Annotated in this window: 24 protein-coding genes; 10 read left to right on the top strand and 14 right to left on the bottom strand. The window is 69.8% G+C overall.

Going from position 1 to position 26,524, the window contains the following annotated elements; translation table 11 throughout:
• Positions 1 to 47: 47 nt before the first annotated feature.
• The 3 genes from ACQ66R_RS09200 to ACQ66R_RS09190 form a co-directional block, all read right to left on the bottom strand.
• Positions 48 to 2,768: a TonB-dependent receptor plug domain-containing protein gene (locus ACQ66R_RS09200; protein ID WP_430421258.1), complete on the bottom strand. Its 2,721-nt coding sequence runs from the start codon at positions 2,766 to 2,768 to the stop codon at positions 48 to 50.
• 160 nt (positions 2,769 to 2,928) lie between these two features.
• Positions 2,929 to 3,903 carry a FecR family protein gene (locus ACQ66R_RS09195; protein WP_430421256.1) on the bottom strand — a complete coding sequence of 325 codons (975 nt, stop codon included), beginning with the start codon at positions 3,901 to 3,903 and terminating at the stop codon, positions 2,929 to 2,931.
• Positions 3,830 to 4,423, bottom strand: a complete 594-nt coding sequence (locus ACQ66R_RS09190; protein ID WP_430421254.1) for an RNA polymerase sigma factor — start codon at positions 4,421 to 4,423, stop codon at positions 3,830 to 3,832. Before ACQ66R_RS09190 ends, ACQ66R_RS09195 begins: the two co-directional genes overlap by 74 nt.
• 313 nt (positions 4,424 to 4,736) lie before the next feature.
• Between ACQ66R_RS09190 and ACQ66R_RS09185 the strand changes: the two genes are divergently transcribed.
• From ACQ66R_RS09185 to ACQ66R_RS09165, 5 genes are all read left to right on the top strand, one after another.
• Positions 4,737 to 8,159 (top strand): response regulator, encoded by a 3,423-nt coding sequence (locus tag ACQ66R_RS09185; protein WP_430421252.1) that lies wholly within the window; start codon positions 4,737 to 4,739, stop codon positions 8,157 to 8,159.
• The gene (locus ACQ66R_RS09180; RefSeq protein ID WP_430421250.1) at positions 8,156 to 8,992 is read left to right on the top strand and encodes a CheR family methyltransferase; all 837 of its coding nucleotides are present in this window, start codon (positions 8,156 to 8,158) and stop codon (positions 8,990 to 8,992) included. The genes ACQ66R_RS09185 and ACQ66R_RS09180 overlap by 4 nt, the downstream gene beginning before the upstream one ends.
• On the top strand, positions 8,989 to 9,582 hold the full coding sequence (locus tag ACQ66R_RS09175; RefSeq protein ID WP_430421248.1) for a chemotaxis protein CheB: 594 nt from the start codon (positions 8,989 to 8,991) through the stop codon (positions 9,580 to 9,582). The genes ACQ66R_RS09180 and ACQ66R_RS09175 overlap by 4 nt, the downstream gene beginning before the upstream one ends.
• The gene (locus tag ACQ66R_RS09170; protein WP_430421247.1) at positions 9,579 to 10,721 is read left to right on the top strand and encodes a hybrid sensor histidine kinase/response regulator; all 1,143 of its coding nucleotides are present in this window, start codon (positions 9,579 to 9,581) and stop codon (positions 10,719 to 10,721) included. The genes ACQ66R_RS09175 and ACQ66R_RS09170 overlap by 4 nt, the downstream gene beginning before the upstream one ends.
• Positions 10,722 to 10,827: 106 nt before the next feature.
• Complete coding sequence (locus ACQ66R_RS09165) at positions 10,828 to 11,319, top strand: fasciclin domain-containing protein (RefSeq protein ID WP_430421245.1); 492 nt, start codon at positions 10,828 to 10,830, stop codon at positions 11,317 to 11,319.
• An 85-nt stretch (positions 11,320 to 11,404) separates the two neighbouring features.
• On the opposite strand, the gene ACQ66R_RS09160 is transcribed toward ACQ66R_RS09165, so the two are convergent.
• Together ACQ66R_RS09160 and ACQ66R_RS09155 are read right to left on the bottom strand one after the other, a co-directional pair.
• Positions 11,405 to 12,040 carry a TetR/AcrR family transcriptional regulator gene (locus tag ACQ66R_RS09160; protein ID WP_430421244.1) on the bottom strand — a complete coding sequence of 212 codons (636 nt, stop codon included), beginning with the start codon at positions 12,038 to 12,040 and terminating at the stop codon, positions 11,405 to 11,407.
• 75 nt (positions 12,041 to 12,115) lie between these two features.
• Entirely contained in the window at positions 12,116 to 13,348 is a 1,233-nt protein-coding gene (locus ACQ66R_RS09155) for a DUF6880 family protein (RefSeq protein ID WP_430421242.1), read from the bottom strand.
• A 93-nt stretch (positions 13,349 to 13,441) separates the two neighbouring features.
• Between ACQ66R_RS09155 and ACQ66R_RS09150 the strand changes: the two genes are divergently transcribed.
• Positions 13,442 to 14,662 (top strand): NAD(P)/FAD-dependent oxidoreductase, encoded by a 1,221-nt coding sequence (locus tag ACQ66R_RS09150; RefSeq protein WP_430421241.1) that lies wholly within the window; start codon positions 13,442 to 13,444, stop codon positions 14,660 to 14,662.
• A gap of 16 nt (positions 14,663 to 14,678) precedes the next feature.
• On the opposite strand, the gene ACQ66R_RS09145 is transcribed toward ACQ66R_RS09150, so the two are convergent.
• The 5 genes from ACQ66R_RS09145 to ligD all read right to left on the bottom strand — a co-directional run bounded on the left by ACQ66R_RS09145 (position 14,679) and on the right by ligD (position 20,512).
• Entirely contained in the window at positions 14,679 to 15,068 is a 390-nt protein-coding gene (locus ACQ66R_RS09145; protein WP_430421239.1) for a VOC family protein, read from the bottom strand.
• The gene (locus tag ACQ66R_RS09140) at positions 15,068 to 15,826 is read right to left on the bottom strand and encodes a helix-turn-helix domain-containing protein (protein ID WP_430421237.1); all 759 of its coding nucleotides are present in this window, start codon (positions 15,824 to 15,826) and stop codon (positions 15,068 to 15,070) included. The genes ACQ66R_RS09145 and ACQ66R_RS09140 overlap by 1 nt, the downstream gene beginning before the upstream one ends.
• A 50-nt stretch (positions 15,827 to 15,876) precedes the next feature.
• Positions 15,877 to 16,941 (bottom strand): tetratricopeptide repeat protein, encoded by a 1,065-nt coding sequence (locus tag ACQ66R_RS09135; RefSeq protein ID WP_430421235.1) that lies wholly within the window; start codon positions 16,939 to 16,941, stop codon positions 15,877 to 15,879.
• 185 nt (positions 16,942 to 17,126) lie between these two features.
• Positions 17,127 to 18,029, bottom strand: a complete 903-nt coding sequence (locus ACQ66R_RS09130; RefSeq protein ID WP_430421233.1) for a Ku protein — start codon at positions 18,027 to 18,029, stop codon at positions 17,127 to 17,129.
• 11 nt (positions 18,030 to 18,040) lie between these two features.
• On the bottom strand, positions 18,041 to 20,512 hold the full coding sequence (gene ligD / locus ACQ66R_RS09125; protein WP_430421232.1) for a DNA ligase D: 2,472 nt from the start codon (positions 20,510 to 20,512) through the stop codon (positions 18,041 to 18,043).
• Between ligD and ACQ66R_RS09120 the strand changes: the two genes are divergently transcribed.
• Complete coding sequence (locus tag ACQ66R_RS09120; protein ID WP_430421230.1) at positions 20,511 to 21,230, top strand: alpha/beta hydrolase family protein; 720 nt, start codon at positions 20,511 to 20,513, stop codon at positions 21,228 to 21,230. The two genes, ligD and ACQ66R_RS09120, sit on opposite strands and share 2 nt — an antisense overlap.
• 30 nt (positions 21,231 to 21,260) lie before the next feature.
• On the opposite strand, the gene ACQ66R_RS09115 is transcribed toward ACQ66R_RS09120, so the two are convergent.
• Complete coding sequence (locus ACQ66R_RS09115; protein WP_430421228.1) at positions 21,261 to 22,049, bottom strand: calcium-binding protein; 789 nt, start codon at positions 22,047 to 22,049, stop codon at positions 21,261 to 21,263.
• Between the two features lie 214 nt (positions 22,050 to 22,263).
• On the opposite strand from ACQ66R_RS09115, the gene ACQ66R_RS09110 reads away from it, so the two are divergent.
• On the top strand, positions 22,264 to 23,061 hold the full coding sequence (locus ACQ66R_RS09110; RefSeq protein WP_430421226.1) for an SDR family NAD(P)-dependent oxidoreductase: 798 nt from the start codon (positions 22,264 to 22,266) through the stop codon (positions 23,059 to 23,061).
• Between the two features lie 27 nt (positions 23,062 to 23,088).
• On the opposite strand, the gene ACQ66R_RS09105 is transcribed toward ACQ66R_RS09110, so the two are convergent.
• Positions 23,089 to 23,472, bottom strand: a complete 384-nt coding sequence (locus tag ACQ66R_RS09105) for a response regulator (protein ID WP_430421224.1) — start codon at positions 23,470 to 23,472, stop codon at positions 23,089 to 23,091.
• Positions 23,473 to 23,777: 305 nt separating this feature from the next.
• Between ACQ66R_RS09105 and ACQ66R_RS09100 the strand changes: the two genes are divergently transcribed.
• On the top strand, positions 23,778 to 24,092 hold the full coding sequence (locus ACQ66R_RS09100; protein ID WP_430421222.1) for a helix-turn-helix domain-containing protein: 315 nt from the start codon (positions 23,778 to 23,780) through the stop codon (positions 24,090 to 24,092).
• Positions 24,093 to 24,144: 52 nt separating this feature from the next.
• Here ACQ66R_RS09100 and ACQ66R_RS09095 read toward each other — a convergent pair whose 3' ends face one another.
• Together ACQ66R_RS09095 and phaR are read right to left on the bottom strand one after the other, a co-directional pair.
• A complete protein-coding gene (locus ACQ66R_RS09095) occupies positions 24,145 to 24,477 on the bottom strand; it encodes a hypothetical protein (protein WP_430421220.1) in 333 nt (110 codons plus the stop codon).
• A gap of 40 nt (positions 24,478 to 24,517) precedes the next feature.
• The gene (gene phaR, locus ACQ66R_RS09090; RefSeq protein ID WP_430421218.1) at positions 24,518 to 25,156 is read right to left on the bottom strand and encodes a polyhydroxyalkanoate synthesis repressor PhaR; all 639 of its coding nucleotides are present in this window, start codon (positions 25,154 to 25,156) and stop codon (positions 24,518 to 24,520) included.
• 176 nt (positions 25,157 to 25,332) lie between these two features.
• Here phaR and ACQ66R_RS09085 point away from each other — a divergent pair, with 176 nt between their 5' ends.
• Positions 25,333 to 26,508: an acetyl-CoA C-acetyltransferase gene (locus ACQ66R_RS09085; protein WP_430421216.1), complete on the top strand. Its 1,176-nt coding sequence runs from the start codon at positions 25,333 to 25,335 to the stop codon at positions 26,506 to 26,508.
• Positions 26,509 to 26,524 lie beyond the last annotated feature (16 nt).

The following is a 26,524-nucleotide window of genomic DNA, read 5'->3' as shown; positions in this document are numbered from 1 at the left end:
GGGGACCACGAAGTGGTGGAGGGGGCGCTGCGGCATCATCCGTCCCGTCAGAAGTTGTACTGCACCCGGGCGTACCAGGAGCCCCCGGTGAACCCGAACGGCGAGGTGCCGGGGAACTGACCGCTGCCCAGCGCCGCGTTGTACTGGCCGTTCTTGTCCGGGTACTCGTTGAAGAGGTTGTTGGCGCCGGCGGCGACGGTCACGCGGTCCAGCACCTTGTAGCTGACCTCCAGATCGGTGATCCACTTGGCGCCATAGCTGCGGTCATTGATCGGCAGGTCGGCGATCACGGTGAACTTGCCGTACCGGGTGGAGCGGAGGTTCACGTTGAGCCTGTTCCAGTCCCAGTTCAGGCCCAGCGCCACCTTGCTCTTGGGGAACGAGGTGGTGAGGAAGCCCTGACTGCCGCGCGCGAAGAGTACGAAGCCGGCGCCCAGGGCCGTCAGCTCGGGCGGGTTCGGGATGATGTTGGTGATCTTGGTCTTGCCGTAGTTGAACCCGGCGTTGGCCCGCAGCCGGCCCCAGTCGCCCAGGTCGTAGCGATAGGTGGCCACCACGTCGATGCCGCGCGTCCGGGTGTCGATGGCGTTGGTGTAGTACTGGGCCGACAGGTCGCCCGAGAGACCCTTGGAGATCAGGATGTTGCTCACCGCCGTGCCCGTGAGCGTGCTGGTGATGGCGATCCGGTCGTCCACCTTGATCTGGTAGCCATCGACGGTGATGTCGAGGCCGGGAAGCGGCTGGAGCGTGACGCCGCCGCTGATGTTGGTCGACTCTTCCGGCGTCAGCGGCTCGGCGCCCAGAGCGATGGCCTCGGGCGCGCTGACCGGCAGGGTCTTGATGAGCAGCAGCTGGTTCGGCACGCCGTTGACGGTTCGGAACTGGCTGGAGGTGGCGGCGTATTTCTGCTGGGCCAGGCCCGGCGCGCGGAAGCCGTTGCTGATGGCGCCGCGGATCGAGAGCCACTCCGTCAGCTCGTAACGGCCGGTCAGCTTGCCGGTCAGGGTGTCGCCCGAAGAGTCGCTGTAGTCCTCGTAGCGGACCGCCGCGCCGATGAAGAGCTGCTCGGTCGCGTCCCAGCCCAGCTCGCCGTACACGGCCTTGGAGTCTCGGTGGCTGGTGCTGGCGTCGGCGGGGCGGAAGCCCGGCGTCGCCTGGGCGCCGGTCTGCGGGGCGACGCCGGCGAAGGGCTGGCCGGCCGGCGCACGGTAGAGGCCCTCGGCATAGCTGGCGGGCTCGCCGGCGAGGATCTTGTAGCCTTCGCGGCGATACTGGGCGCCGAACGAGACCTGAAGCGTCGAGCCGCCCAGGTCGAAGCCGCGGGTCACGTCGAGGTTGCTGGTGACCTCGTCCGACTTCAGCGTGCCCACGTAGAACACCGTGGGGCTGGCCGGCCCCAGGCTGGCGTTCTCGGTGTTGGAGGTGTTCAGGGTCGCCTTGTTCTTGCCGTAGCTGGTGGACAGGTCCCAGTCCCAGCCGCCGAGGTCGCCCTTCATGCCGCCCGTGAACTCGTAGTCGTCCTCGTTGACCACCTCGTTGGGGCGATAGCCGAGGGGATAGAGCTGGGGCGTTGTGTTGACGTTGTTGGGCGTGCGGTAGGTGAACGGCAGGTCGGACTCGCGCTTGGACCAGGTGCCGAAGGCATAGACGGCGATCTTCCCGAAATCGTACTCGCCGTTGAACCCGACCGTCGTGTTGGTCTGCGGCAGCTGGCCGTAGTTCTTCGTCACCAGCCGGTCGATCGTCGCCTCGCGCGGATCGGGCACGCCCCCCGCGAGGCGCGGGAACAGCTGGACAGTGGAGGCGATCGGATAGGCGCGGTTCGATAGCCTCTGGTCCTTGTGGTTCACCGAGACGTTCACGAAGCCGGCGTCGCCGAGCTTGACGCCCTTGTTGAAGGCGTACTGGGTGAGGTCCCCGTCCTTGCGGTCGAAGTTCAGGCCGTAGGTGGCGCTGATCAGGCCGGCGTCTGTGTCGCCCTTCATGATGATGTTGATCACCCCGGCGATGGCGTCGGATCCGTACTGGGCCGCGGCGCCGTCGCGCAGCACCTCGATCCGCTCGATCGACGCCGTGGGGATCATGTCCAGGTCGGCGGGAACCGAGCCGTTGTAGAGCGACGACACCGCGTTGATCAGCGAGGTCTTGTGGCGGCGCTTGCCGTTGACCAGCACCAGCGTCTGGTCTGGGTTCAGGCCGCGCAGGCCGCCGGTGGCGATGATGGTGGACGTACCGCCGCCGGCGCGGAACGGCAGGTTGAACGACGGCGCCAGCGTCTGCAGCGCCTGGAAGACGCCGGCCCGGCCCGACTTCTCGAGGTCGGATGCGGTAAAGGCGTCGATGGGCGTCGGGCTTTCCATCACCGTGCGGGCCACGCCGCGCACGCCGGTCACGACGACCGCCTCGACATCCTGAGGCTCGGCCGCGGGCGCCGCCGCGCCGCCGCCGGCGTCCTGAGCGGCGATGGTCGCGGTGGCGAACACGGGACCTGTCGACGCCGTCCGGATCAGGCCCGCCGACGGCGGCGCCGCAGCGGTGAGCGCGATCATGTCCTTCTGCGCCATCGCCACCCGCAGGGGCGATCCGGCGATGATCTGGCCCAGCGCGTCGCGGGTCGCCATCCGGCCGCGAACGCCCGGCGAGCTCAGGCCCGCGATGCGGTCGTAGGGATAGAGCAGCCGCACGCCCGACTGGGCCGACAGCGCGTTCAGCGCGCTCTGCATCGGCTGGGGCGCGATGTCGAAGCTGGTCACGGACTCCGCGGCCATGACGGGCCCCGCGGCCAAGGCGACGGCCGCTGCGATCGGTGAGGCCCAGACGAGATGATCGAAATTCCGCGGCATGTAGCAAACCCCCAGTGCGACGCCCTTGCCTGATGGAACGGGCCGGGCGCGCGTCGCCGCCATCCCGCCGTTGAAAAATCTGCGGCTAGGGTCTTTCGACCAACAGCACGCCGCCGTCCGACGTCGCGACCGCTTCGATCGGGAAGCTGCTGGTGAGCGCCGTCAGGAACTTGTCGGCCTCGTCCACCTCGAACCGCCCGCCGATGCGCAAGGACTCCAGCCGCGCGTCGCCGATCACGATGGGCTGGCGGCGGTAGCGGTTGAACTCGCCCACCACCTGGGCCAGCGACTCGCCGTCGAACTCCAGGACGCCGTCCTGCCAGGCTATCCGCTGGCGCAGGAGTTGCTCGTCCAGCGCCGTCGCGGCCACCGCGCCCGACCGCACGACCGCGCCGCCGCCGGCGACGATGCGGCGCGCGCCAGGCATCCGATCGACGTCGGCTTCGCCGGCCACGACGGCCACCACGCCCTGCGTCACCGTGAGCTCGACCACATCGGGGCGAACCCGGACGTTGAAGGCGGTCCCCAGCGCGCGGAACCGCGCCGCGCCGGCCTCGACCAGGAAGGGCTTCGAAGGATCGTGCGCGACCTCGAACAGAGCCTCGCCACGGACCAGCCTCAGGTGTCGCGCCTTGGCCGTGAACGCCACATCCACCGTCGAGGCGGTGTTCAGCGTGACCGTGGAGCCGTCGCTCAGGGCGATGACGCGGCGCTCGCCGACGCGCGTGCGGTACCGCTCCCCATCGTCCAGCAGGCGCCAGCCGACGGTCGCGGCGACGGCCGCGCTGGCGGCCGCCGCAGCCCCGAGCATGAATGTTCTGCGACTACCGCCCGACATCGGCTCGAGCGACGGGGGCGCGGCGCGCAGGCGTTCCGACGCTTCCCACGCCGCCTCCATCCGCGCGAACGCAACGGCGTTGCGCGGATCGGCCGAGACCCACGCGTAGATCTCCTGCCGCTCGACGGGGTCGGCGTCGCAGGCCAGCCTAGCGACGTAGGCGGCGGCCTGTTCGTCGATCGCCGGCCGGTCGTTGCGACTCTTGGGGGGCGTTTCGCCCAAACTCTTGATCCTCACGTTCCGCCCGCGCCTGAGCGACGAGCTTCAGCGCCCTGGCAAGGTGCTTCTCGACCGTTGAAACGGACAAGCCCATCTCGCCCGCTATGGTCGCGGGCGAAAGATCGTGCACGCGCCGCATAAGGAAGACCCGCCGCCATTGCGTCGGCATGCGGTCGACCAGCGCCTGCAGCCAGCGCAGTTCGTCCCGCGCCTGGATCTGCCGCACGGTCATGGCCTCGTCCGACCGCAGCACGTCGAGGTCGGCCACGAAGTCCAGCGACACGATCGCCTCGCGACGAAGGGCGTCGATCAGCAGGTTGCGCGAGATCGCGAAGAGGTAGGCGCGGCCCGCCGTGATCCGCTCGATGTCGTGTGCCTGGTACGCCCGGGCCAGGCTCTCGGCGACCAGGTTGTCCACGTCGAAGCCCGGCGGACAGACCCGCTTCAGCCGCGCGCGCACGGCGGCTTCGTGCGGCAGCACTACCGCCTTGAACCATTCCAGCCGAACGAGAAGCTCGCTCACCCCGCGCTCCCCCAGGCGGCCATGACGACATCAGTGTGACAGTCGAGGCACGCTTGGCCGCCTCCGTCCAGTCCTCCGCTACGGGAGGCGGCTCGAACCGGCCGGCCTGTCGGAACGGCAGGCGCCCGCCGGCCAGCCTCACGACACTCGCCGCCATGACGGCCACGGCAAGTCTTGTCGATTTCCCGGGAACCTAAGCCAAGCTGAGCCATTTCATCGGCCGGGGATGGCATCGGCTCTGCCGATATCGACCCGTCATGTCCGCGTCTCAGGGTCGCCGCTGGCGCCGGATCCAACCTTTTGCAGGACGACGATGCCGACGCCGCCTTCCCACCCCGCCCAACCTGGCCGATCGCGGGTCGAACTGTGGAACAGCCTGGGCCTGGCCGCCGTCCTGACGTTCTTCCTGCTGAGCGGCGCCATCTCGTACTGGAACATCGCGACGCTGCAGGAGAACAACGCGCGGATCCGGCAATCCCACGACGTGATCGTCGCGCTGGACGACCTGATGTTGGTCATCCAGGACGCGGAGACCGGCCAACGCGGCTATCTGCTCACCGGCGATGATCGCTACCTCGAGCCCTACCAGAAGGCCGTCGCCTCGGTGACGCCGGGGCTGGATGAACTGGCGACTCTGACGCGCGAAAACGTGGTTCAGCAGACCAACATCGCGAAGCTTCGAGCGAGTCTCGCCGCCAAGCTCGGTGAGTTGAAGGAGACCGTCGATCTGCGCCGCGCGGGCGGCGCCGGCGCGGCGCTGGCGATCGTGCGGACCGACCGCGGCAAGGCCGATATGGACGCCATCCGCGCCCGCATGGAGGCCATGCGGCAGGAGGAGCAACGCCTGCGCGCGACCCGGGTCACGGCCATGCAGGCCGCACAGAGGACGGCGGTGCTGAGCAGCGCGCTGTCCGGGCTGCTGGGCGCGGTCCTGACCGTCACCGTTTTCGTGATGGTTCGCGGCAATGCGCGCGCCCGGGCCCGGCAATCGTGGCTGCAATCCGGCCAGGTGGAGCTGGCCACGGCGATGATGGGCGAGAAGTCGGTCGAACAGCTCGCCGACAGCATTCTGGCCTTCCTGGCGCGTTACGCCGGCGCTCACGCCGCGGTGCTGTTCAAGGGCGAAGGCGAGCAGTTCCGGCTCGTTGCCAGCCTGGGCGTTCCGGCGGACGCGGGCATTCCGCAGCGGTTCACGCTCAGGGAAGGGCTGCTGGGACAGGTGGCGGTCGACGGGCGTCCTGTGGCCATCACCGACGTCCCGGAGGGATATCTTTCGGTCGGCTCGGCCTTCGGTCGCGACAAGCCGCGCCATCTGCTGATCGTGCCGGCGACGGCCGACGGGTCGGTCAACGGGGTCATCGAGCTGGGCTTCCTCAAGCCGTTCGACAGTCAGGTGCTGGACCTGCTGGACCAGAGCGCGGCCGCGATCGGGATCGCCCTGCGCTCGGCCCGCTATCGGGCCCAGCTGCAGGACGCGCTGGAGGAGACACAGCGCCAGTCCGAGGAACTGCAGGTCCAGAGCGAAGAGCTGCGCGTCTCGAATGAAGAACTCGAGGAGCAGGGCCGAGCGCTGAAGGAACAGCAGGTCCGACTGGAGCAGCAGCAGGTGGAGCTGGAGCAGACCAACAGTCAGCTCGAAGAGCAGGCCCAGACGCTGGAGGCCCAGCGCGACGACCTGGAACGCACCAGCGCGGCCGTCGAGCTGAAGGCGCGGGAACTGGAGCAGGCCAGCCAGTACAAGTCGGACTTCCTGGCCAACATGTCCCACGAGCTACGAACGCCGCTAAACTCGCTGCTGATCCTGTCGAAGCTGCTGGGCGACAATCCCGAAGGCACGCTGACGGACGAGCAGGTCAAGTACGCGCGGACCATCCAGTCGTCGGGCAACGATCTGCTGACCCTGATCAACGACATCCTGGACCTCTCCAAGATCGAGGCCGGCCAGCTGCAGATCCAGCCCGAGAGCGTGCCGCTGCAGCGCATGGCGAACGACATCCGATCGCTGTTCGAGCCTGTCGCCGCGGAGCGCGGCCTGAGCTTCGAGATCGAGGTCGCCCCTGACCTGCCGAGCACGATCGAAACCGACCGGCTGCGGCTGGAGCAGATCCTGAAGAACCTGCTGTCGAACGCCTTCAAGTTCACCGAGACGGGCGGGGTGCAGCTCACGCTGGCCAAGGCGGCGGGCGATCGCCTGTCGCTGGCGGTGAAGGACACCGGGATCGGGATCTCGCCCGACCAGCAGCAGGGCATCTTCGAAGCCTTCCGTCAGGCCGACGGCGCCATCAGCCGGCGATATGGCGGCACGGGGCTGGGCCTGTCGATCTCGCGCGAGCTGGCGCGGCTGCTGGGCGGCGCCATCACGCTGGAGAGCCGCCCGGGGCAGGGCAGCACCTTCACCCTGACGATTCCGCTGGCGTACGAGGCCGCCGATGTCGCGCCGCACGAGCCGCGGCCGGCGCCCGTCGAAGCCCGACCCGAGCCCGCGCCCAAGATCCGGCGGAAGACGGCGCGGGCGAGGGTGGCCGACGATCGCGACGCCCTGTCGGATACGCGGCGGCTGCTGCTGGTGATCGAGGACGACCCGGCGTTCGCCGGCATTGTCTGCGACCTTTCGCACGAGCTGGGCTTCCAGTGCCTGGTAGCGCCGACCGCCGAGGAGGCGCTGGCCCTGGCGGCGCAGTTCCGGCCGCATGCGATCGTGCTGGACGTGGGCCTGCCGGACCAGTCGGGCCTGACCGTTCTCGACCGGCTGAAGCGCGACGACGCCACCCGGCACATCCCGATCCACGTGATCTCGGGCGCCGACCACAGCCAGACGGCCCTGTCGCTGGGCGCGGTTGGCTACCTGCTGAAACCGGTGGAGCGCGAGAAGCTCTCGGAGGTGCTGCAGAGCCTGGAGTCGCAGCTGACGCGCAGCATGCGTCGCGTGCTGATCGTCGAGGATGACGCCGTCCAGCGGGACGCGGTGGGCCGCCTGCTGGCTGCGGGCGATGTCGAGACGGTGGGCGTTGGCACCGCCGCCGAGTGCCTGGAAAAGCTGAAGACCGAGACCTTCGACTGCATGGTGCTGGACCTGTCGCTGCCCGACGCCTCGGGTTTCTCGTTGCTGGAGACCCTGAGCCAGGGCGATCATTCGTTCCCGCCGGTCATCGTCTACACGGGCCACGACCTGTCGGCCGACGACGAGCAGCGCCTGCGCCGTTACTCGCATTCGATCATCATCAAGGGCGCGAAGTCGCCCGAGCGTCTGCTGGACGAGGTCTCGCTGTTCCTGCACCAGGTGGTGGCCGACCTGCCGCCCGAGCAGCAGAAGATGATCCGCAAGGCGCGCAACCGCGACTCGGTGCTGGAGGGCCGTCGGATCCTGATCGTCGAGGACGACGTGCGGAACGTCTACTCGCTGACAAGTGTTCTGGAGCCGCGCGGGGCTGCGGTGCAGATCGCGCGCAACGGCGAGGAGGCCTTGGAGGCCCTGGCCCGCGCAGCCAACGGCGGCGAGCCGGTGATCGATCTGGTGCTGATGGATGTGATGATGCCGGTGATGGACGGGCTTGAGGCGACCCGCCGGATCCGTGGCGACGGCCGGTGGAACGACCTGCCCATCGTCATGCTGACGGCCAAGGCGATGCCCGACGACCAGGAGCGCTGCCTCGAGGCGGGGGCCAGCGACTACATGGCCAAGCCGATCGACGTCGACAAGCTGCTGTCGCTGGTGCGGGTGTGGATGCCCCGGTGACCAAGAGCGTGCGTGACAGTACCGAGGATCTGGAGATCGGACTGCTGCTGGAGGCGTTGTTCCAACGCTACCACTACGATTTCCGCAGCTATGCGCGCGCCTCGATCAAGCGTCGCCTGACGCAGGCGCGCGACCAGCTCGGCTTCGCCAGCATCTCGGCGATGCAGGACAGCCTGCTCCACGACCCGGCCACCCTGGGCCGTCTGCTGGGCTACCTGACGGTGCAGGTGAGCGAGATGTTCCGCGACCCGTCCTACTTCCGGGCGTTGCGCGAGAAGGTGCTGCCCCACTTGCGGACCTATCCGTCGCTCAAGGTCTGGGTGGCCGGCTGCAGCCACGGCGAGGAGCTGTACTCGCTCGCCATCCTGTTCCGCGAGGAGGGGCTGGAGGACCGCACGATCTTCTACGCCACCGACATCAACCCGGCTGCCCTGCGGGCCGCCGAGGCCGGCGTCTATCCGCTGGACCAGCTCCGGAAGTTCACCGCCAACCACCAGAAGGCGGGGGGCAAGTCGTCGCTCTCGGACTACTACACGGCCGATTATGGCCGGGCGATCTTCGACAAGTCGCTGCGCAGCCGGGTGGTGTTCTCGGACCACAGCCTGGTCACCGATGCGGTGTTCGGCGAGATGCACCTGATCTCGTGTCGCAACGTGCTGATCTATTTCGACCGCCCGCTGCAGGACCGGGCCATCGGGCTGTTCCGAGAGTCCCTGGCCCGCAAGGGGTTCCTGGGCCTGGGGTCGAAGGAGAGCCTGCGCTTCTCCCGTCATGCCGGCGCCTTCGCGGAGTTCGTCCGCGAGGAGAAGATCTACCAGAGGCGGGACGCATGACCGGCGCGGCTGACACGGGACCCGAGTCTGCCCCGGCGGTCGTCATCGGCGGATCGGCCGGCGCCGTACAGGCGCTGCTGCGCATCCTGCCGGCGTTGCCCGCCGACTATCCGGCTCCGGTGCTGGTGGTGGTGCATATCCCGGCCGATCGCGACAACGCCCTGGTCCCGCTGCTGCAGGGCCGGTGCCGCATGGCGGTGAAGGAGGCCGAGGACAAGGAGCCGGCGAAGCCCGGCGTCATCTACTTCGCCCCGTCCGACTACCACCTGCTGGCCGAGACCGACCGCACGCTTTCCCTCTCCTCCGACGAACCGGTGAACATGTCCCGACCCGCCATCGACGTGCTGTTCGAGAGCGCCGCCGACGCGTTTGGCCCGGCGCTCACCGCTGTCGTGCTGACCGGCGCCAACAGCGACGGCGCCCAGGGGGTGAAGGCGGTTGCCGCCGCGGGCGGGGTTGCGGTGGTCGAGGACCCCACGGGCGCCTACGCCTCGGCCATGCCGGACGCCGCGCTGAAGGCCTGCCCGGCCGCCACGTCCATGGACCTGGACGCCATCGCGTCCTACCTTTCGCGCCTGGGGACGACATGACCCGCGTCGACGACCCGATCCACTTCCTGCTGGTCGATGACCTGCCGGAGAACCTGCTGGCGCTGGAGGCGCTGCTCCAGCGCGAGGGGCTTGTCTGCCTCAAGGCCCGCAGCGGCGACGAGGCGCTGGAACTGCTGCTGTCGCATGACGTCGCGCTGGCGCTGCTGGACGTGCAGATGCCCGGCATGGACGGCTTCCAGCTGGCCGAGTTCATGCGCGGCGCCGAGGTCTCGCGCCACGTGCCCATCATCTTCCTGACCGCAGGGACGGCGGATCGCCAGCGGCGCTTCCGGGGCTATGAGGCTGGGGCCGTCGACTTCCTGCAGAAGCCGGTGGAAGGCGACATCCTGCGCAGCAAGGCCAATGTCTTCTTCGACCTGCACCGCCAACGCCGCCAGATCATGGCGCAGCGCGACGAGCTGGAGGCCCTGGCCGAGGCCCTGAAGACCGTCGACCGACACAAGAACGAGTTCCTGGCGGTCCTGGGCCACGAGATCCGCAATCCGGTTATGGCGCTGAACGCGGGCCTGCACTTCCTGCGCCGCCGCAAGGACCCGCAGAAGACGGACGAGATCCACGCCCAGATGGAGCGCCAGGTCGCCCACCTGACGCGGCTCGTCGACGACATGCTCGACATCTCGCGCATCGACCAGGGCAAGATCGCGCTCAGCAAGGAGCGCGTCTCGTTGCAAACCGTACTGGAGTTCGCCGTCGAAGCCAGCCGGGCGCAGATCGACGCCGCCGGCCACCTCTTCGCCGCGGACATCCCGGCCGAGCCGGTCTGCCTGCACGCCGACGCCACGCGCCTCGCCCAGGTGGTGAGCAACCTGCTGAACAACGCCGCGCGATACACGCCCGCCGGCGGCCGGATCGCGCTGCAGGCCCGCGTGGTGGATCGGTTCGCGGAGATCGACGTCTCGGACACCGGCATCGGCATCCCGCCCGACATGCAGGCGAAGATCTTCGACCTGTTCGCCCAGGTGAAGAGCCCGACCGAGCGGGCGCAGGAGGGCCTGGGCATCGGGTTGGCCCTGGGCAAGCAACTGATGGAACTGCACGGCGGAACCATTTCGCTGGCGTCCAGCCGTCCGGGGGCCGGCAGCACGTTCCGGGTGCGTCTTCCGGTGCTGGAGGCCTGAGTCCGGCGAGCTCCGGCGCCGCCACCTCGGATTGCGATAGGCGCCCTTGAACCGCCCTTTCGGAATTCTATATCTCGTATGGTATAGAAATTCAAAAGGACCCAGCATGCCGACCAGACGCTTCCTCGGCCTCGCCGCCGCCTGTGCGTTCGCCATCTCAGCCTCGCCCGCATTCGCCCAGCCGAAGGCCGACATCGTCGACACCGCCGTCGCGGCGGGTCAGTTCAAGACCCTGGCCGCCGCGCTGAACGCCGCCGGCCTGGTCGGCACGCTCAAGGGGCCGGGCCCGTTCACGGTGTTCGCGCCGACCGACGCGGCGTTCGCCAAGCTGCCGGCGGGGACCGTCGACACGCTGCTGAAGCCCGAGAACAAGGCGCAGCTGGTCGCCGTGCTGACCTATCACGTGGTGCCCGGGAAGGTCCCGAGTTCGGCCCTGGCCGGCAAGGTCACCGACGCCAAGACGGTCGAGGGCCGGACGGTCAAGATCGACGCCACCGGCGGCGGCGTGACGGTCAACGGCGCCAAGGTCGTGGCGGCGGACGTGGCGGCCACCAACGGCGTCATCCACGTTGTGGATACCGTCCTCCTCCCGAAATAGAGCCCACGGCGGCCAAGCCCGCGGACCTTTCGAAGCCTCCCAAGTCCCGGAGGTCCGGGCCGCCACAGGGGACGCCGCGCCGGATTCAGTCCGGCGCGGCGTACGCCCTCAGAAACGCCGCGCAGATGCTGTCGAACGCCGCCGGCAGGTCGACCGGGTTGGTCTCATGACCGCCCAGATGATCCTGATGCAGGATCGCCAGCAAAAGCGGTGAGATCAGGAACAGCGCCGCCGCGCGCGTGTCGGTCTCGATCATCTCACCCCGCGCCACATGCGCGTCCAGCCGTTTGCGCAGCACCTCCACCGACGGGTCGATGATGTGCCGCAGCGTCGCGGGCCCGATCTCGGCGTCCAGCAGGCCCTCGGCGATGCTCACCGCGAAGACGTCGCCCAGCCGCACCTCGCGCGGCGCGCGCATGGCCGCCAGCAGGGCCGCGCAATAGTCGCGGATCGAGGTCTCGAGGCTGCCGGTCGGTTCGGCGACCGCGTCGAGGCCGCGTCGGCCCGTCTCCAGATAGCTCTCCAGAATGGCGCCGATCAGCGCGGGCCGATCGCCGAAGTAGTGGCGCAGGGTCGGGACCGAGACATCGCCGGCTTCGGCCAGCTGGCGGAAGCTGGGGCGCGCGGTTTCGCGACGCATGAGGCGGGCGGTGATGCGCCTCAGCAGCCCGGTGCGCTTGGCGTCGTAGTCCGCGTCGCGCGCGCCCTTTGGTCTCGACAACTCTGCGCCCCTTCCGAGGGCTGGCTTATCGGCTCGCGGTCGGCAGGTCTACTTCGGCCCGTCCGGCGCGCCGTCTCACAGTGTGATGGTGTCGGCTTCCTGGGTGAGACGCTCGCACGTGGCGAAGTCGCGGCGGCGGAACGCCGCGGCCGCCGTCGCGCGCAGGAGCCGGTGCGCGGCTTTGGGCTGGCGCGCCCTCAGCCGGGCGGCCCAGATCTCGGCCTGTTCGGCGCCGATGCGCAGTTCGTCCGCGCGGGCCTCGATCATCACCGCCGCCTCGGGCAGGGCGGGCCAGTCCATCAGGAACTGCAGGCCGCGCGCGGCGTCGGCGTGGGCCGAGGCGTGCTCGAAGGCGCGGTTCTCGGCCTCGACGTCCTCAAAGTCGGGCAGGCGGCGCGCATAGTCGCGCAGGCGCTCTACCGACAGCGTGCGCTCGAACGAGTCCCAACGGGCCTTTTGTGCGGCCTCGGCCTGTCCGGCGGCGTCCAGGTAGGCGATGACGGCGCTCTCCCAGCCGAAGTCAGGCTCGCCGCCCTGGCGCGCGCCCTCCAGCAGCCGGCCGGCCTCGCCGACCCGACCCGCCGCGAGCAGTCGACGCGCCGCTTCGGCGGCGATCGCCGGCGTCCGCGCAGCCGGGGCCGTCAGGGTAGACAGGAAGGCGTCGACGTCGCCGGCGGCGTCCGCGACCTGGCGCAGGATCAGCGACCACCCGGGGCTGCTTTCGCCGCGGTCGCGCAGCCGCGCGAGCAGGGCCTGCAGGATCGGCGGCGAGGCCCGGGACAGGGCGGCGGGCAGCCAGGCGCCCCAGGCGGCCGGGTTGCGGGCGATGGCCTCGACCAGGCCGTCGATGGCCCGCAGGTCGCTGCGCGCGCCCAGCAGCCGACCCACGTCGTCGGCGGCGCGTTCGAACACAGCGGCCAAGCTGCCGTCCTTGTCGCGGACGCGCGCGCCGATGCGCCGGGCGACATCCATGAACGCCAGCATCCGTGACAGCGCGGCGGGGGCGTCCAGCTCAGCCAGGCGCTCGGCGATCAGGGCGCGCAGGCCTTCGAGATCGGCCACGAAGCCAGGCCGCCGGCGCCACGGCACCTTCGAGCGGCTGGTCTCGAGGCTGGCCAGGCGCTTGTCGAGTTCGAGGGTCAGGTGCTCGGCGCCCTGCTCGGCGGCCAGCTCCATGCGCAAGCGCCGCTTCACGTCGGGGCGGGCCTCGGCCACCTCGACCAGGATCGCCGCGAGGCGTTCGGCGCCCAGGCGCGCGAGGTTCTCTGGGCTGACCTTCTTGAGGCTGGCGACGGTGGGCGACTTCATTGGGCTCCATCTGGACCGTTTCTCGGACGGCGCAAGGCCTGGCTGTGAAGCCTTTCCGCAGCTGGAGCGTTTCCGGCGCCCGATCGGAGCGCCATGTCCCTCACCGAACCCCTGAATCTCAGAACCGGCCGCGTCTGCTGGCCCGAAGATGACGACGCTGTGCCGCGCGGCGATCCCTGGCCCGCCGGCCCGGTGGACGTGGCGATCGTCGGCGCCGGCGTGATGGGCGCGATGCTGGCCGAACGGCTGACCGCGGAGGGTCGTCGCGTGGCCCTGATCGACCGCCGCCCGCCCGCGCGGGGCGCGACGGCCGCCTCGACGGCGCTGGTCATGTGGCCGGCGGACATCCCCCTCGTCACCCTCGCGCAGACCTGGGGCGAGGCCGAGGCGGCGCGGCGTTGGCGCCGCGTGCACAGCGCGGTGCTGGACCTGGCCGGCCGCGTCGCCGCTCTGGGGCTGAGGGCCGACTGGATGCCGCGCCCCGAGCTCTACCTGGCCGGCGACCGGCTGGACGAATTCGGCCTGCGTCGGGAAGCGGAGGCGCGCGCCGCCGCCGGACTGCCCTCCCGCTACCTCACCCCTTCGGAGGTCGCGGCGACCTTCGGGCTGCCCCCGCGCGCGGCGCTGTTATCGCAGGACGCCTTCTCGGTGGACCCCATGGCGCTGACCCTTGAGCTGCTGGCTCAGGCCCGCCGCCGTGGGGCGACCCTGACCTGGCCGGCAGACGTGGTCTCCATCGCGGCTATAGGCGACGGCGTGCGGCTCACCACAGCCGGCGGCGCGACGCTCGACGCCGGCCAGGCCGTCCTGGCCACCGGCTACGAGGCCGCTCGCGACTACCTGCCGCCGGCCTTCAAACTGGGCTCGAGCTTTGCGATCGCGACGGCGCCAGGGGTCGCGCCGCTCTGGCGCGACGGGGCGATGATCTGGGAAGCGGCCGACCCGTACCTCTACGCGCGGACCACTGCAGACGGGCGCATCGTCGTCGGCGGGGCGGACGAGGACTTCGCCGATGCGGCGCGGCGGGACGCGTTGCTGCCCGACAAGCGCCGCGACCTGGAGCGCCGCGGCGCCGAGATGCTGGGCTGCGACGTTCTGGAGTCCGACTGCGCGTGGGCGGCGACGTTCGGGACCTCGCCCGACGGCCTGCCGGCCATAGGCGCCGTGCGCGGCTTCGAGCAGCTGTGGCTGGCGGCCGGGTTTGGCGGCAACGGGGTCACCTTCGCGAGCCTCGCCGCCGGCCTGATCGCGGCCGGACTCTCCGGCGAACCCGACCCGGACGCGGCGTGCTTCTCGCCCTACCGCTTCGGCTAGGCGGTCGCCGTGGCGTTCAGCGGCCGGCCGGCTGGAAGAGTTCGACCACGTTGCCGGCCGGGTCGAGCAGCAGGACCTGCTGGCCGCCGGGGCCGGACAGGATTTCGTTGCGGAACGGGACGCCGGCGGCCTTGAGGCGAGTGACCTCGGCGTGGATGTCGTCCACCAGCAGGTGGATGCGGTTCCAGCCGCCGGGCCCGGGCGTCTCACCGTCGGGCATCGGGCGGCCGGCCGAACTGGCCGGACCGCTGAGCAGCAGGCGCAGATTGCCGCGCGCGACGTCGGCGAACGCGGGCGGGTAGCTCGTCAGCACCTCGAAGCCCAGGTGGGTGGTGTAGAACTGGATCGCCGCGGCGACGTCGTCGACGATGTAGCGGACGCAGACCATCTCGTTCGGGTTGGCCATCAGTCTCCTCCGGGAGGGTGGGCGAGGGCGGTGAGCAGGAAGCCGATGCGGGTGGCGAGCTCGGCCGCGGCCTGCTGGAACAGCGGATAGGTGACGTCGTCGGGCTCGCCCGTGGCGGGGTTGGGCAAGCTCCAGTGGACCGCCTCCGCGACGCCCGGGAACTCTGGGCAGACCTCGCGGACGCGGTCGCAGAGACTGATCACCCGGTCGAAGCGTTGGCCTGCGTAGACGTCGAACGACTTCGGAGCCTGGCCCGAGATGTCGAGAGCGTAGGCCTCGCGCAGGGCGCGCACCGCGTTGGGATGCAGTGGGCGCGGCTGGCTGCCGGCGCTGAAGGCCTGGACCGCGTCGCCGGAAAGGGCCCTGGCCAGCGCCTCGGCCATCTGCGACCGCGCACTGTTGCCGGTGCACAGGAACAGGATGCGAGGAGCGCCGGCCAGGGCGACGTCCCGCGGGGGAGGCGCGAGACGAAGCCCGGGGTGCAGGGCTTGGCCAGCGGCTGACAACAGGTCGCCGATCCGGGGCAGGTCGATGCCGTAGTAGGTGTCGCGCCGGTCGGCCGAGCTGCGCCGCGACGACACCAGCCGGCCCTCGCGCAGCTTGCCCAGATGGTACGAGACCAGGTTCTGCGGCTCGCTGATCAGGCCGGTCAGCTCGCCGACTGTGCGGTCGCTGCGGCCCAGTTCGCCCAGCAGGCGCCAGCGCACGGGATGCCCGGCCAGCTGCAGGAATTCGGGGGGCGCAACGTGGGGAGTCATGTCGCGATATCAATCAATCCGAATTGATGAGTCAATGCGGATTGATGGAATTACGAGAGGCTGGCGCAGACCTGCAGGGCGCGGCGCGCGGTGCGGGCCCAGTCTTCCGGAGGGTCGAGGGCCAGATAGCGTTCGTAGAGGCTCTTGGCCTCGCTCAGGGCGCCGGACTTCATGCGCAGCTGGGCCAGGTTGAAGACGGCGTCGGAGTGGCGCGGGTCGGTGTCGAGGACGCGGACCAGCTCGCCGGCCGCCTCGCCCTCGCGGCCCTCGGCGTCCAGGGCCTGGGCCAGATTGTAGCGGGCCTCGACGAAGCGCGGGTCGCGGGCCAGGGCGCGCTGGTAGGCGAGGCGGGCCTGGTCGAAGGCGCCCTGGGCGAGTCGGATGTTGCCGTGGTTGTAGGGGGCGATGGCGTCCTTGCGGTCGGCCCGGGCGCAGAGGTCGTAGAGGTGGGCGGCGGCCTCGAGATCGCCTTCGGCCTCGGCCATGGCGGCGGCTTCGAACAGGTCGTCGAGGGTGGCGTGCGCCTCGTCGAAGGCCAGCTGGCCCTGGCCCTCAAGCGTGGTCAGGCCGTCGGCCCACTTCAGCGCCGCGTCGCCGGCGGGGGTGAGCACGATGCGGTAGCGGCCGCGGGGCGAGAGGTCCCGGGCGCGGGCCAGGATGCGCACGACGTGGCCCAGGGTGCGGCCGTGCGCCACCAGGTCGGCGGCGGTGCGCAGGGTCTGCGCGTCGGCGAAGCGGACGTTCTCGCCCTCGACGGTCACCAGGTCGAAGGCGGCCAGCACCAGGGCGTCGGCCGGGGTGAGCCCGGTGTCGGCCAGGGCGGCGGCGATCGGGAGGGTGGCCGGCTGGGCCATGGCCTCGCCGGCCAGGGCGGTGGCGAAGGTCCGCTCGCCGAGGACGGGGACGGTCCGCTCGCGGGCGGAGGCGATACGGTCAGCCAGGGCGCCGGTATCGATCAGCGCGGTGGCGAGGGCGCCCACCACCAGCACGTCGGACCGCCGCGTCAGGTCGCGGGCGACGAGGCCGCCGGCCTGCCGGATCGCCTCGTCCAGCCGCTCGCGTTCGCCTGCGGAGAACCGGCCGTAGAGCGCGATCGCACGGTCACGCACATCCATGAATCACTCAACACCGCTCATCCCGGCGAATGCCGGGACCCAGATATCAAGGCGCGAAGGCCTGATTGGACGAACTCTGCGCTCTTAGCGGGCACGTCTGAGTCACTCCATCTGGGTCCCGGCATTCGCCGGGATGAGCGGATCGAAGAAATACCGATCCGGTATTGGTCGGAGCCCTACAGGACCTAGGAGGCGGCCGCATTCTTCTTGGCTGTGGCTTTGGGCGCCGCCTTGGGCGCGGCCGCCTTGGCGGCGGGGGCCGGCTTGGCCTCGCCCTTCTTGGCGGGCTTGCCCAGGCTGGGGGCGGGCGGGCGACGCTCTTCCTCGATGGAGCGACGCAGCGCATCCATCAGGTTGACGACGTTGCCGCGCTCGGGGGCCTTGGTGATGACCGGCTGGCCGCCCGCAATCTTGGACTTCACCAGGGTCAGGAGGGCCTCCTCGTAGCGGTCCTCGAAGGCCTCGGGATGGAATTCCATCTCCTTGCTGGCGATGATCTGCTTGGCCATGGCCAGCATATCGGGCGCATACTTGGCGTTCAGCTTGTCGAGGGCGCCGGAGGCGTCGCGGATTTCCTTGGCCGAGCGCAGGGTGGTCAGGCGGAAGCCGTCCTCGATGGGGTCGATGGTGACCAGCCGCTCGCGGCCCGAGAGCACGATGCGGGCGATCGCCACTTTTCCGGCCTCGCGCATCGCATCCAGGATCACCGCAAAGGTCTCCTCGGCGATCGGGCCGTCGGGGGCCAGGTAGTAGGTGTTGTCCTGGTAGATGCTGTCGATGTCGGCGCGATCGACGAAGCCGTCGATGTCGATGGTCTTGGAGGACTCGACCTCGATCTCGTCCAGCTCCTCGGCCGTGACGACGACGTACTTGTCCTTCTCGAACTGGTAGCCCTTCACCAGATCGGCGCGGTCGATCTCGCCGAGTTCGGGGTCATGATACTTCTGCTGGACGCGGTTCAGCGTGTCCTTGTGCAGAAGGTTGAAGGAGATCTTCCCGGCCGACGCGGACGTCGCCGGGAACAGCTTCACCGGGCAAGAGACCAGCGACAGCTTCAGGTAACCCTTCCAACTCGCGCGGCCCGCCATGGCCTATCCCCTCAACTTTTCATCCCCGCGTCACGCCGCATCTTGGGCGTAATCTTTGAACTACTCGATAATAGCTCATCCCAGGGGTCCGCGGCCAGGCTGTCCAGCCGCTTCACGATGTTAAGACGATTGAACGCGTCGCCGCCCGACAGTTTCCGCAGCTCTTCCCATTCGATCGGCGTGGCCACCGGGAAGTTGGGCCGGGCCCTGAGCGAGTACGACGCCACGGCGCTCGCGCCCCGGGCGTTGCGCAGGTAGTCGAGGTAGATGCGCCCCTTGCGCCGCGCCTTCGAGGAGACCGCGGTGAAGAGGGTCGGGTGCTCGGCGGCCATGGTGCGCGACAGGGCCTCGGCGAAGCCCTTCACGGTGGGCCAGTCGTGGCCGGGGGCCAGCGCGGTCACCAGGTGCAGGCCCTTGCCGCCGGTAGTGCGCAGGAACGCGCGCAGCCCCAGGCTCTCCATCCGCTCGCGCAGGAGTTCGGCGCCGTCACACACCCGCGCCCAGGGCAGGCCTTCGTCCGGGTCGAGGTCCATGACGATGCGGTCGGGGTGTTCCGGGTCGTCGATGTGGCAGCCCCAGAGGTGGTATTCCAGCGCCCCGAACTGGGCGAGGCCGAGGTAGCCCTTGGCCTCGGTGACGGCGATGAAGGCAGCGCGCTCGTCCTCGTCGGCCAGCTCGATGGTCTCGACCCCCGGCGGCAGGCCGGCGAAGGCATGGCGCTGGTAGAACAGGTCCTTCAGGTCGCCGGTGGGACAGCGGATCACGGTCACCGGCCGGCGCAGCAGCTCGGGCAGCATCCAGTCGCCGACCCGGGCGTAGTGGATCGCCACATCCAGCTTGGTGACTCCCGTGCCGACGCCGGCCAGGGCGAACTCGCGCTGGGGATTGGTCAGGTGGATCGACGCCAGATCCCGGTCGCTGACCAGTCGGGGCTTCACGGCGCGGGCGGACGACTTCACCTTGCGGGGGCTCATGCCGAAGAAAACGGGCGCACGGGGCGCATCGTTCACCGAGCGGCTGCGATAGCCCAGTTCGATCTCGTAGACGGGCTCGACCCAGACCGCGCCGGGGGTCTTGGGCGCGGCCACCACGGGCTTGTCGCGGACGTGCTTCGAGAGTGCGGCGTAGAGCTCGCGGGCCTTGTCCTCGCTGATCCCCGAGCCGACCCGGGAGGCGTAGACCAGCTCGCCGCCCCGCTCCTCGGCGATCAGCAGCGACGAGGCGTTGCGGGGCATGTTGGACAGGAAGCCCACCACCACGAACGTTCCCATCTCCAGCCGCTTCACCTTCACCCACGATTGCGAGCGGGCCTGGACGTAGCGGGCGTCGGCCTTCTTGGAGACGATGCCTTCCAGGCCCATGCGGCAGGCCTGGGCGAACAGGGCGTCGCCGTCGGCGTCGGTGTGGTCGCTGAACTGGATGTGCGAGTTCGACGCGATCAGGGGGGCGATCAGCCCTTCCAGCGCCTGCTTGCGGTCGAGCAGGCGGGCGGCCGACAGGTCGTGGCCGTCGAGGTAGACGAGGTCGAAGGCGAAGTAGGTCATGGCGTGCGAGGCGCCCTCGCTCAACGCCTGTTCCAGAAGGTCGAGGGTCGAGACCCCGCGGGCGTCCTGCACCACCACCTCGCCATCCAGGATCGCGGTCTTGCAGGGCAGCTTCTCGAAGGCCTTGGCCAGCGCCGAATACCGATGGGTCCAGTCGTGGCCGTTGCGGGTGATCAGCCGGACCTGGCCCTCATTGAAGAACACCAGGGTGCGATAGCCGTCGTACTTGATCTCGTGAATCCAGCCCTTGCCCCTTGGGGCCTGCTCGGCGGGGGACGCCAGCTGGGGCTTCCACTTTGCGGGGAAGGGCGCGGCCACGGCGCCCGCGATCTTGCCCGGCGCCTTGCGGCGAGCGGCCTTGCGGGGCGCGGCCGCCGGCGCGTCGATGGGGTCCTCGACCGGACGGCCGGTGACGGCGCTGTCGGGCTCTTCGACCAGCACGTCGTAGTCGGCCAGGGGTCGCGCCGAGGGGTCGCGCTCCTTGATCAGCAGCCAGTCGGTTCCATCCCCCTTGAGCCGGACCAGCGTCCAGCCGCCCGTGAGCTTCGTGCCCGCGAGCCGAAACTTGATCTCGCCGTCGGCCAGGCCCTGTTCGGGGTCCTTGAGCGAGACGTACGTTCCGTGGTCCCAGATGATCACCGTGCCCGCGCCATAGTTGCCGGCGGGGATGCGGCCCTCGAACGACCCGTATTCGATCGGGTGGTCCTCGGTCAGCTTGGCGAAGCGGCGGACCTTGGTGTCGAGGCACGGGCCCTGCGGCACGGCCCAGCTCTTCAGCACCCCGCCCATCTCGAGCCGCAGGTCGTAGTGCAGGTGGCTGGCCTTGTGCTTCTGGATGACGAACCGGGGCGTGTCGGAGGCGGCGACCGCGCCGCCGACGGGCTCGGGCGTCTCGCTGAAGCGGCGCTTGGCGCGGTACTGATCGAGGCCGGAGGGCATGGCTGAGACGACCATGCCGAGGCGGCGCGGAAACGTCTATGCTCGCGCCATGCCGACGCAAGCGCTCACCCTTTCCCTGCCCAACGGCGAGACCGTCTCAGGGCTCTGGCAGTCGCCCGCCGATCCGGCCGCCGTGCTGGTGCTGGCCCACGGGGCCGGCGCGGGCATGACGCATCGGCACATGGCGGCGACCGCGGATGGCCTTGAGGAACGCGGCGTGGCGACGCTGCGCTACCAGTTCCCTTACATGGAGAAGGGCGGCAAGCGACCCGATACGCCGGCGGTGGCGCATGCGGCGGTGCGCGCGGCGGCGGCCGAGGGACTGAAGCGTGCGGGCGACCTGCCCCTGTTCGCGGGCGGCCGCTCGTTCGGCGCGCGGATGACGTCGCAGGCGCAGGCCAAGGCGGCGCTGCCGGGCGTGCGCGGCCTGGTGTTCTTCGCGTTCCCGCTGCACCCGGCGGGCAAGCCGGGCGTCGACCGGGCCGACCACCTGCATGACGTGTCTGTCCCGATGCTGTTTCTGCAGGGGACAAAGGACACGCTGGCGGAACTGGACCTGCTGAAGCCGGTCGTGGCGGGGCTGGGGGCGCGGGCGATCCTGGTCCTGGCCGACGAGGCCGACCACGCGTTCCATGTCCCCGCCCGCACCGGCCGAAAAGACCCGGAGGTCCTGGCCGAGCTCCTGGCGCGGGCGGGGACGTGGATGCGCGCCGTCTGAAGTGCACCCGCGACGGCGCGCGAACGGACCCTAGATGTTGAAGATCCAGCCGTCGGTCAGGCTGGACTGCTGGACGCCCACCAGGATCATCTGACTGCCGCCGCCCAGGTCGATGACTACGTCCGCGCCCGACTGGCTGACCGTGTAGCTGGTCCCCGAGAGCACGGCGACGCGGTCGCCCTCGCCGCGGTTGAAATCGGTGATCCGGTCGATGCCGGCGCCGCTGAAGGTGTGGAAGATGTCGGCCCCCGCGCCGCCCGTGACGGTGTCGGCGCCGCGATCGCCCGACAGGAAATCGTTGCCCGCGCCCCCCGTGAGGACGTCGTCGTCGCGGCCGCCACGGACCACGTCGTTCCCGTCGCCGCCGGCCAGGGTGTCGTTGCCGGCGTTGCCCTGAACAAAGTCGAAGCCGAGGCCGCCGTCGATGCTGTCGGCCCCGGCGAAGCCCTGCAGGATCTCGGCGATCGCGCCGCCCGTCACGACGTCGTTGCCGGTCATCACCTGCGCGATGAAATTGTCGAAGCTGGGGGCCTGGGTGGCCGAGAACGGCAGCGAGAAGTCGCTGATCTGCAGCAAGGTCTGGCCGTTGAAATCGACGCGAAGACCGGTGAGCTCGCCGCCGGTCGGCACCCCCGCGATGGTGGTGAAATTGCCGCTGTAGATGGCGTCGACAGTTCCGGTGATCGTGCCCGTGACCGAGACGCGGACGTGCAGCGTGGTCGAGTTCGCGGTCACCAGCGTGGCGTTCGCCACGGCGATCACCGAAACGTCGGCGAACGTCACGGTTCCGGTGCTCGGATTGTAGGACAGTCTGGCCATAGGCGCCCCCTCGTTACTGGACGCCTCGCGCGACCGCGGAAGGCGTCGTTGTCCCTGGGTACAGGCGAGGCTGGGGCGCTGCGTCCCCCGATTGGGGGTGTTGACTGCGCGGAATCGGCGCCGACGGAGCGTGAGCCTTCCTTGGCGTCACGATTGCCGCCGCCGCGACCCCGCGCAAAGCTTCCCGCCAACGAGATGGAATGGGAGCGAGACGATGACGGACATTCTGGACCTGGGCGGGCGTGTCGCGCTGGTGACCGGCGGCGGCCAGGGCGTGGGGCGGCAGATCGCGCTGCAGCTGGCCGACGCGCAGGGCAGCGGCGGCGTGGTGGTGAACGACTACGTGCTCGAGCGCGCCGAGGCGGTGGCCGAGGAGATCAAGGCGGCAGGGGGCAAGGCGATCGCGCTGCAATGCGACGTCTCGGACCACGCGGCGGTCAGGGAGATGGTGGCCAAGGCCGCGGCCGACCTGGGCGTGGTGGGCATCCTGGTGAACAACGCCGGCAACGCGGGCGCCAATCCGTCCGCCGAACTGGGCAAGCCCTTCTGGGAGACCAGCCCCGAGGTGTGGAACAGCTTCATCGGCGTGAACCTGTACGGCGTGATGAACTGCACCGCCGCGGTCATCCCCGGCATGCTGCAGCGCCAGGCGCCGGGCAGAATCATCACGGTCATCTCGGACGCGAGCCGGTGGGGCGACGCGGGCCTCGAGATCTATGCGGGCGCCAAGGCGGGCGCGGCGGGTTTCATGCGCTCGGTGGCTCGCTCGCTGGGCCGCTACGGCATCACCGCCAACTCGGTGGCGATCGCCCTGACCGCGACGCCGGCGGTCGAACGCACGCTGAACGGCGATCCCGAGCGGCTGAAGCGGACCCTGGAGAAGTACATCATCCGTCGCCCCGGCCGGCCGGACGACATCGCCAACATGGTCCAGTTCCTGGCCTCGGACGCCTCGCCCTGGATCACGGGCCAGGTCTATCCGGTGAACGGCGGGTTCTCGTTCGCGCTGTAGAGCGCGAGGTCCGCGCGCTGGCCCGGGTCAGCCCAGGGCCAGCGAGACCTCCCGCAGCAGCTGGTAGGCGTCGATCGGCTTGGTGACGAAGGCGGCGGCGCCGTCGGCGAGGATGCGGCTGCGCTGATCCTCGGCGGCGGTCGCGATCACGACGGGGATGTCGGCGGTGGCCGGATCGGCGCGCAGACGCGCCAGGGTGGCGTGGCCGTCCAGCACGGGCATGCGCAGATCGAGCACCACCACATCGGGACGCGACTGCGAGACGGCGGCCAGGGCGGCCATGCCATCGGCGGCGCTGTCGACGCTGTAGCCCGCGGCGCTGAGCGCCAGGCTCAACCCGCTCCGCAGCATGTCGTGGTCGTCGACCACCAGCACCCGACGCTGGCGCCGCTTACCGGCCTTGCCCGTCATTTCGGTTCCCCCGGATTCACTATGACGTAGCGGCGGGGGCGGCGCCCTGCGGCGCAATGTCCACAATGCCTGGGTGAGTGTGCGGGCGTTTGCGCCCTCGGCGGGTGTGCGATCCGCGACGCGTTGCGCCGGGCCGCCGCACGGCGTCGGGGGGATCCGGAGGTCATATTCAGGTGAAGGCCGACAGGATCAGCGTGACCACCGCGACTTCGAACGCGCGGTAAAGGAAGAGCAGCATCGGTGGCCCCGTGGCGGGTGGTCCTCCGAACCGTTAAGCAAGTTCCGCGCCACACGAGGCTGGATGGATGGCCCTCTTCTTCGACGCCCCCTGGTTTGACGAGAAACTCGAGGAGAGGGGCCTTTCGCGCGCCGTGATGGCGGCCGTCGCCGGGCTCTCGCAGGACGAGCTGGCGCTGGTCTTCAAGGATCAGAGGGAAGTTTCCGCCGGGCAGGTGGCGGCCTTTGCCGAGCTGCTGGGAGTCTCAGCGGCCGAGGTCGCCAACCGGGCCGGCATCTCCACACCGACGCCCCGGCAGGACGCGGGCGCGCGCATCGCGGCTCTGGAGCGGCGGGTCGCGGCGTTGGAGGCGGAAGTGGCGCGGCTCAAATCCCACACCTGATCGTCATCCCCCGGACAAGCCGGCCACGACGTCGAACTTTAGGGGGGTGAACCTAGATCTCGGTGCGGGCCTGGCCGCCCTTGCGGGCGCGGCGGTCGTAGCGGCCGGACCACTCGACGCTGTTGTAGGCGTTGCTCGCCGCGCCGAAGAGGCCGGGGCCGGCGCGCAGGCCGCGGCGTTCGCCGTGCTGGCCCATCAGTTGGGCCGCCACCTCGGAATAACCTTGGCGTGAATCGTCCTTGAAGGTGCGGGTCGCGGCGGCGGGAGCCACGGCGACGGGCAGGTTCGCATCGCTCGCGCCATGGGCGTCCTCGGCCCGGCCGGCCTCGGCTCTGTTGGCCCTGCGCACGAGGGCCGCATGGCGAATGCGGTCAATGCGAGACATCTTGCTCCACAACCTGCAACAGCCGCGCCACAACCACGAGTCAGCCTTTCGCGAGCTTGTCCAGCTGAGCCTGCATCTCGGCCATCTGTTTGCGCAAGAGCGTTAACGCCTCATCGGGCTGAGAGTCCGCTTTTGTCGCAGGCGCCACGGCGGGGGTGGCAGGCTCGTCGCCGCGGGCGGGAGGGGCGTAGGCGAAGGGCGAGAACATCTTCATCGCGCGGTCGAACAGCTGGAGGTTCTGGCGGATCTGTTCCTCGTAGGCGCCGATACCGGCGCCCTGGCCGAACGTCGCGAACTGGTTGCGCAGGCGCTCCTGCTGCTGGGTGAAGCTGGCCAGCGACATCTCGAGATAGCTGGGCACGAAGGCCTGCATCGAGTTGCCGTAGAAGCTGATCAGCTGGCGCAGGAACTGGATCGGCAGGAGGCTCTGACCCTCCTGGCTCTCTTCCTCGAAGATGATCTGGGTGAGGACGGTCCGGGTGATGTCCTCGTTGGTCTTGGCGTCATAGACGACGAAATCGACGCCTTGCTTCACCATCTCGCTGAGGTGCTCGAGCGTGACGTAGCTGGACGAGGCGGTGTTGTAGAGACGCCGGTTGGCGTACTTCTTGATGACAACCTTTTCGCCGCCCGCGGAACTTCCCGCAGCCTCGGCGCCGGTCCCTTGCGTGTCGGCCATCCCTAATCCTTCGCGGGGCGCACGAAGACTCGTCCGCCATTCTGCAGCGCAGTATCGCGGATGCGAGGACATAAGCAAATGGCATCAACCAATTGGGGAGCCGGGCCTTGCCCTCCCCTTGAGGGAGGTCAATAGATGGTCACCTGGGCCGTCTGAAACCCAACAGGGACAAGCCAATGACCGACATCGTGATCGTCTCCGCAGCCCGTACGCCGGTGGGCTCCTTCAATGGCGCGCTGTCGAGCCTGCCTGCCCACGAGCTGGGCAAGATCGCCATCCAGGCGGCCATCGAGCGGGCCGGCATCAAGGCCTCGGACGTGGACGAGGTTGTGCTGGGCCAGGTGCTGCAGGCCGGCGCCGGGCAGGGGCCCGCGCGTCAGGCGGCGGTGAACGCCGGCATCCCGAATGAAAGCCCGGCGTGGAGCCTCAACCAGCTGTGCGGCTCGGGCCTGCGGGCCGTGGCGCTGGCGGCGCAGCAGATCACCGACGGGTCGGCCGACATCGTCATCGCCGGCGGCCAGGAAAGCATGAGCCAGTCGCCCCACGCCCAGCAGCTGCGCGGCGGCCAGAAGATGGGCGACCTGGCGCTGGTCGACACCATGATCAAGGACGGCCTGTGGGACGCCTTCCACGGCTACCACATGGGCCAGACCGCCGAGAACATCGCCGCCCGCTGGCAGATCACCCGTGAGGACCAGGACAAGTTCGCGGTCGTCTCGCAGAACCGCGCCGAGGCCGCCCAGAAGGCCGGGAAGTTCGCGAGCGAGATCGCGCCTGTGACGATCAAGGGCCGCAAGGGCGACACCATCGTCGACCAGGACGAGTACATCCGCCACGGCGCGACTCTCGAGGCCATGGCGGGCCTGCGGCCGGCGTTCAACAAGGAAGGCTCGGTCACCGCGGCGAACGCCTCCGGCCTCAACGACGGCGCGGCCGCCCTGGTGCTGATGAGCGCCGACGAGGCCAAGAAGCGCGGCCTGAAGCCGATGGCCCGCATCGCGTCGTGGGCCAACGCCGGCGTCGATCCCGAGATCATGGGCACGGGCCCCATCCCCGCCAGCCGCAAGGCGCTGGAGCGGGCGGGCTGGAAGGTCAGCGACCTGGACCTGATCGAATCGAACGAGGCCTTCGCGGCCCAGTCGCTGTGCGTGGTGCGCGAGCTGGGGCTGGATCCCGAGAAGGTGAACGTCAACGGCGGCGCCATCGCCATCGGTCACCCGATCGGCGCGTCGGGCGCCCGCATCCTGACCACCCTGCTGCACGAAATGAGCCGCACCGACGCCAAGAAGGGCCTCGCGACGCTGTGCGTCGGCGGCGGCATGGGTGTCGCAATGTGTGTGGAAAAGGTCTGATTTATACGGACGTCCG

The organism is Phenylobacterium sp. (genome assembly GCF_965284355.1).
Taxonomy (GTDB): Bacteria; Pseudomonadota; Alphaproteobacteria; order Caulobacterales; family Caulobacteraceae; genus Phenylobacterium.
The sequence above is the reverse complement of the archived record's forward strand: the minus strand, read 5'-3'. Positions and strand labels throughout refer to the sequence as shown.

Excerpts from the sequence above, each read along its gene's own strand:
- ACQ66R_RS09130 (WP_430421233.1), bottom strand. The coding sequence starts at position 18,029 with ATGGCGGGCCGCGCGAGTTGGAAGGGTTACCTGAAGCTGTCGCTGGTC.
- ACQ66R_RS09145 (WP_430421239.1), bottom strand. The coding sequence starts at position 15,068 with ATGGCCAACCCGAACGAGATGGTCTGCGTCCGCTACATCGTCGACGAC.
- ACQ66R_RS09165 (WP_430421245.1), top strand. The coding sequence starts at position 10,828 with ATGCCGACCAGACGCTTCCTCGGCCTCGCCGCCGCCTGTGCGTTCGCC.
- ACQ66R_RS09200 (WP_430421258.1), bottom strand. The coding sequence starts at position 2,768 with ATGGCCGCGGAGTCCGTGACCAGCTTCGACATCGCGCCCCAGCCGATG.
- ACQ66R_RS09095 (WP_430421220.1), bottom strand. The coding sequence starts at position 24,477 with ATGTCTCGCATTGACCGCATTCGCCATGCGGCCCTCGTGCGCAGGGCC.
- ACQ66R_RS09140 (WP_430421237.1), bottom strand. The coding sequence starts at position 15,826 with ATGACTCCCCACGTTGCGCCCCCCGAATTCCTGCAGCTGGCCGGGCAT.
- ligD (WP_430421232.1), bottom strand. The coding sequence starts at position 20,512 with ATGCCCTCCGGCCTCGATCAGTACCGCGCCAAGCGCCGCTTCAGCGAG.
- ACQ66R_RS09105 (WP_430421224.1), bottom strand. The coding sequence starts at position 23,472 with ATGACGGGCAAGGCCGGTAAGCGGCGCCAGCGTCGGGTGCTGGTGGTC.
- ACQ66R_RS09115 (WP_430421228.1), bottom strand. The coding sequence starts at position 22,049 with ATGGCCAGACTGTCCTACAATCCGAGCACCGGAACCGTGACGTTCGCC.
- ACQ66R_RS09155 (WP_430421242.1), bottom strand. The coding sequence starts at position 13,348 with ATGAAGTCGCCCACCGTCGCCAGCCTCAAGAAGGTCAGCCCAGAGAAC.
- ACQ66R_RS09185 (WP_430421252.1), top strand. The coding sequence starts at position 4,737 with ATGCCGACGCCGCCTTCCCACCCCGCCCAACCTGGCCGATCGCGGGTC.
- ACQ66R_RS09085 (WP_430421216.1), top strand. The coding sequence starts at position 25,333 with ATGACCGACATCGTGATCGTCTCCGCAGCCCGTACGCCGGTGGGCTCC.
- phaR (WP_430421218.1), bottom strand. The coding sequence starts at position 25,156 with ATGGCCGACACGCAAGGGACCGGCGCCGAGGCTGCGGGAAGTTCCGCG.
- ACQ66R_RS09170 (WP_430421247.1), top strand. The coding sequence starts at position 9,579 with ATGACCCGCGTCGACGACCCGATCCACTTCCTGCTGGTCGATGACCTG.
- ACQ66R_RS09150 (WP_430421241.1), top strand. The coding sequence starts at position 13,442 with ATGTCCCTCACCGAACCCCTGAATCTCAGAACCGGCCGCGTCTGCTGG.
- ACQ66R_RS09120 (WP_430421230.1), top strand. The coding sequence starts at position 20,511 with ATGGCTGAGACGACCATGCCGAGGCGGCGCGGAAACGTCTATGCTCGC.
- ACQ66R_RS09100 (WP_430421222.1), top strand. The coding sequence starts at position 23,778 with ATGGCCCTCTTCTTCGACGCCCCCTGGTTTGACGAGAAACTCGAGGAG.
- ACQ66R_RS09110 (WP_430421226.1), top strand. The coding sequence starts at position 22,264 with ATGACGGACATTCTGGACCTGGGCGGGCGTGTCGCGCTGGTGACCGGC.
- ACQ66R_RS09135 (WP_430421235.1), bottom strand. The coding sequence starts at position 16,941 with ATGGATGTGCGTGACCGTGCGATCGCGCTCTACGGCCGGTTCTCCGCA.
- ACQ66R_RS09175 (WP_430421248.1), top strand. The coding sequence starts at position 8,989 with ATGACCGGCGCGGCTGACACGGGACCCGAGTCTGCCCCGGCGGTCGTC.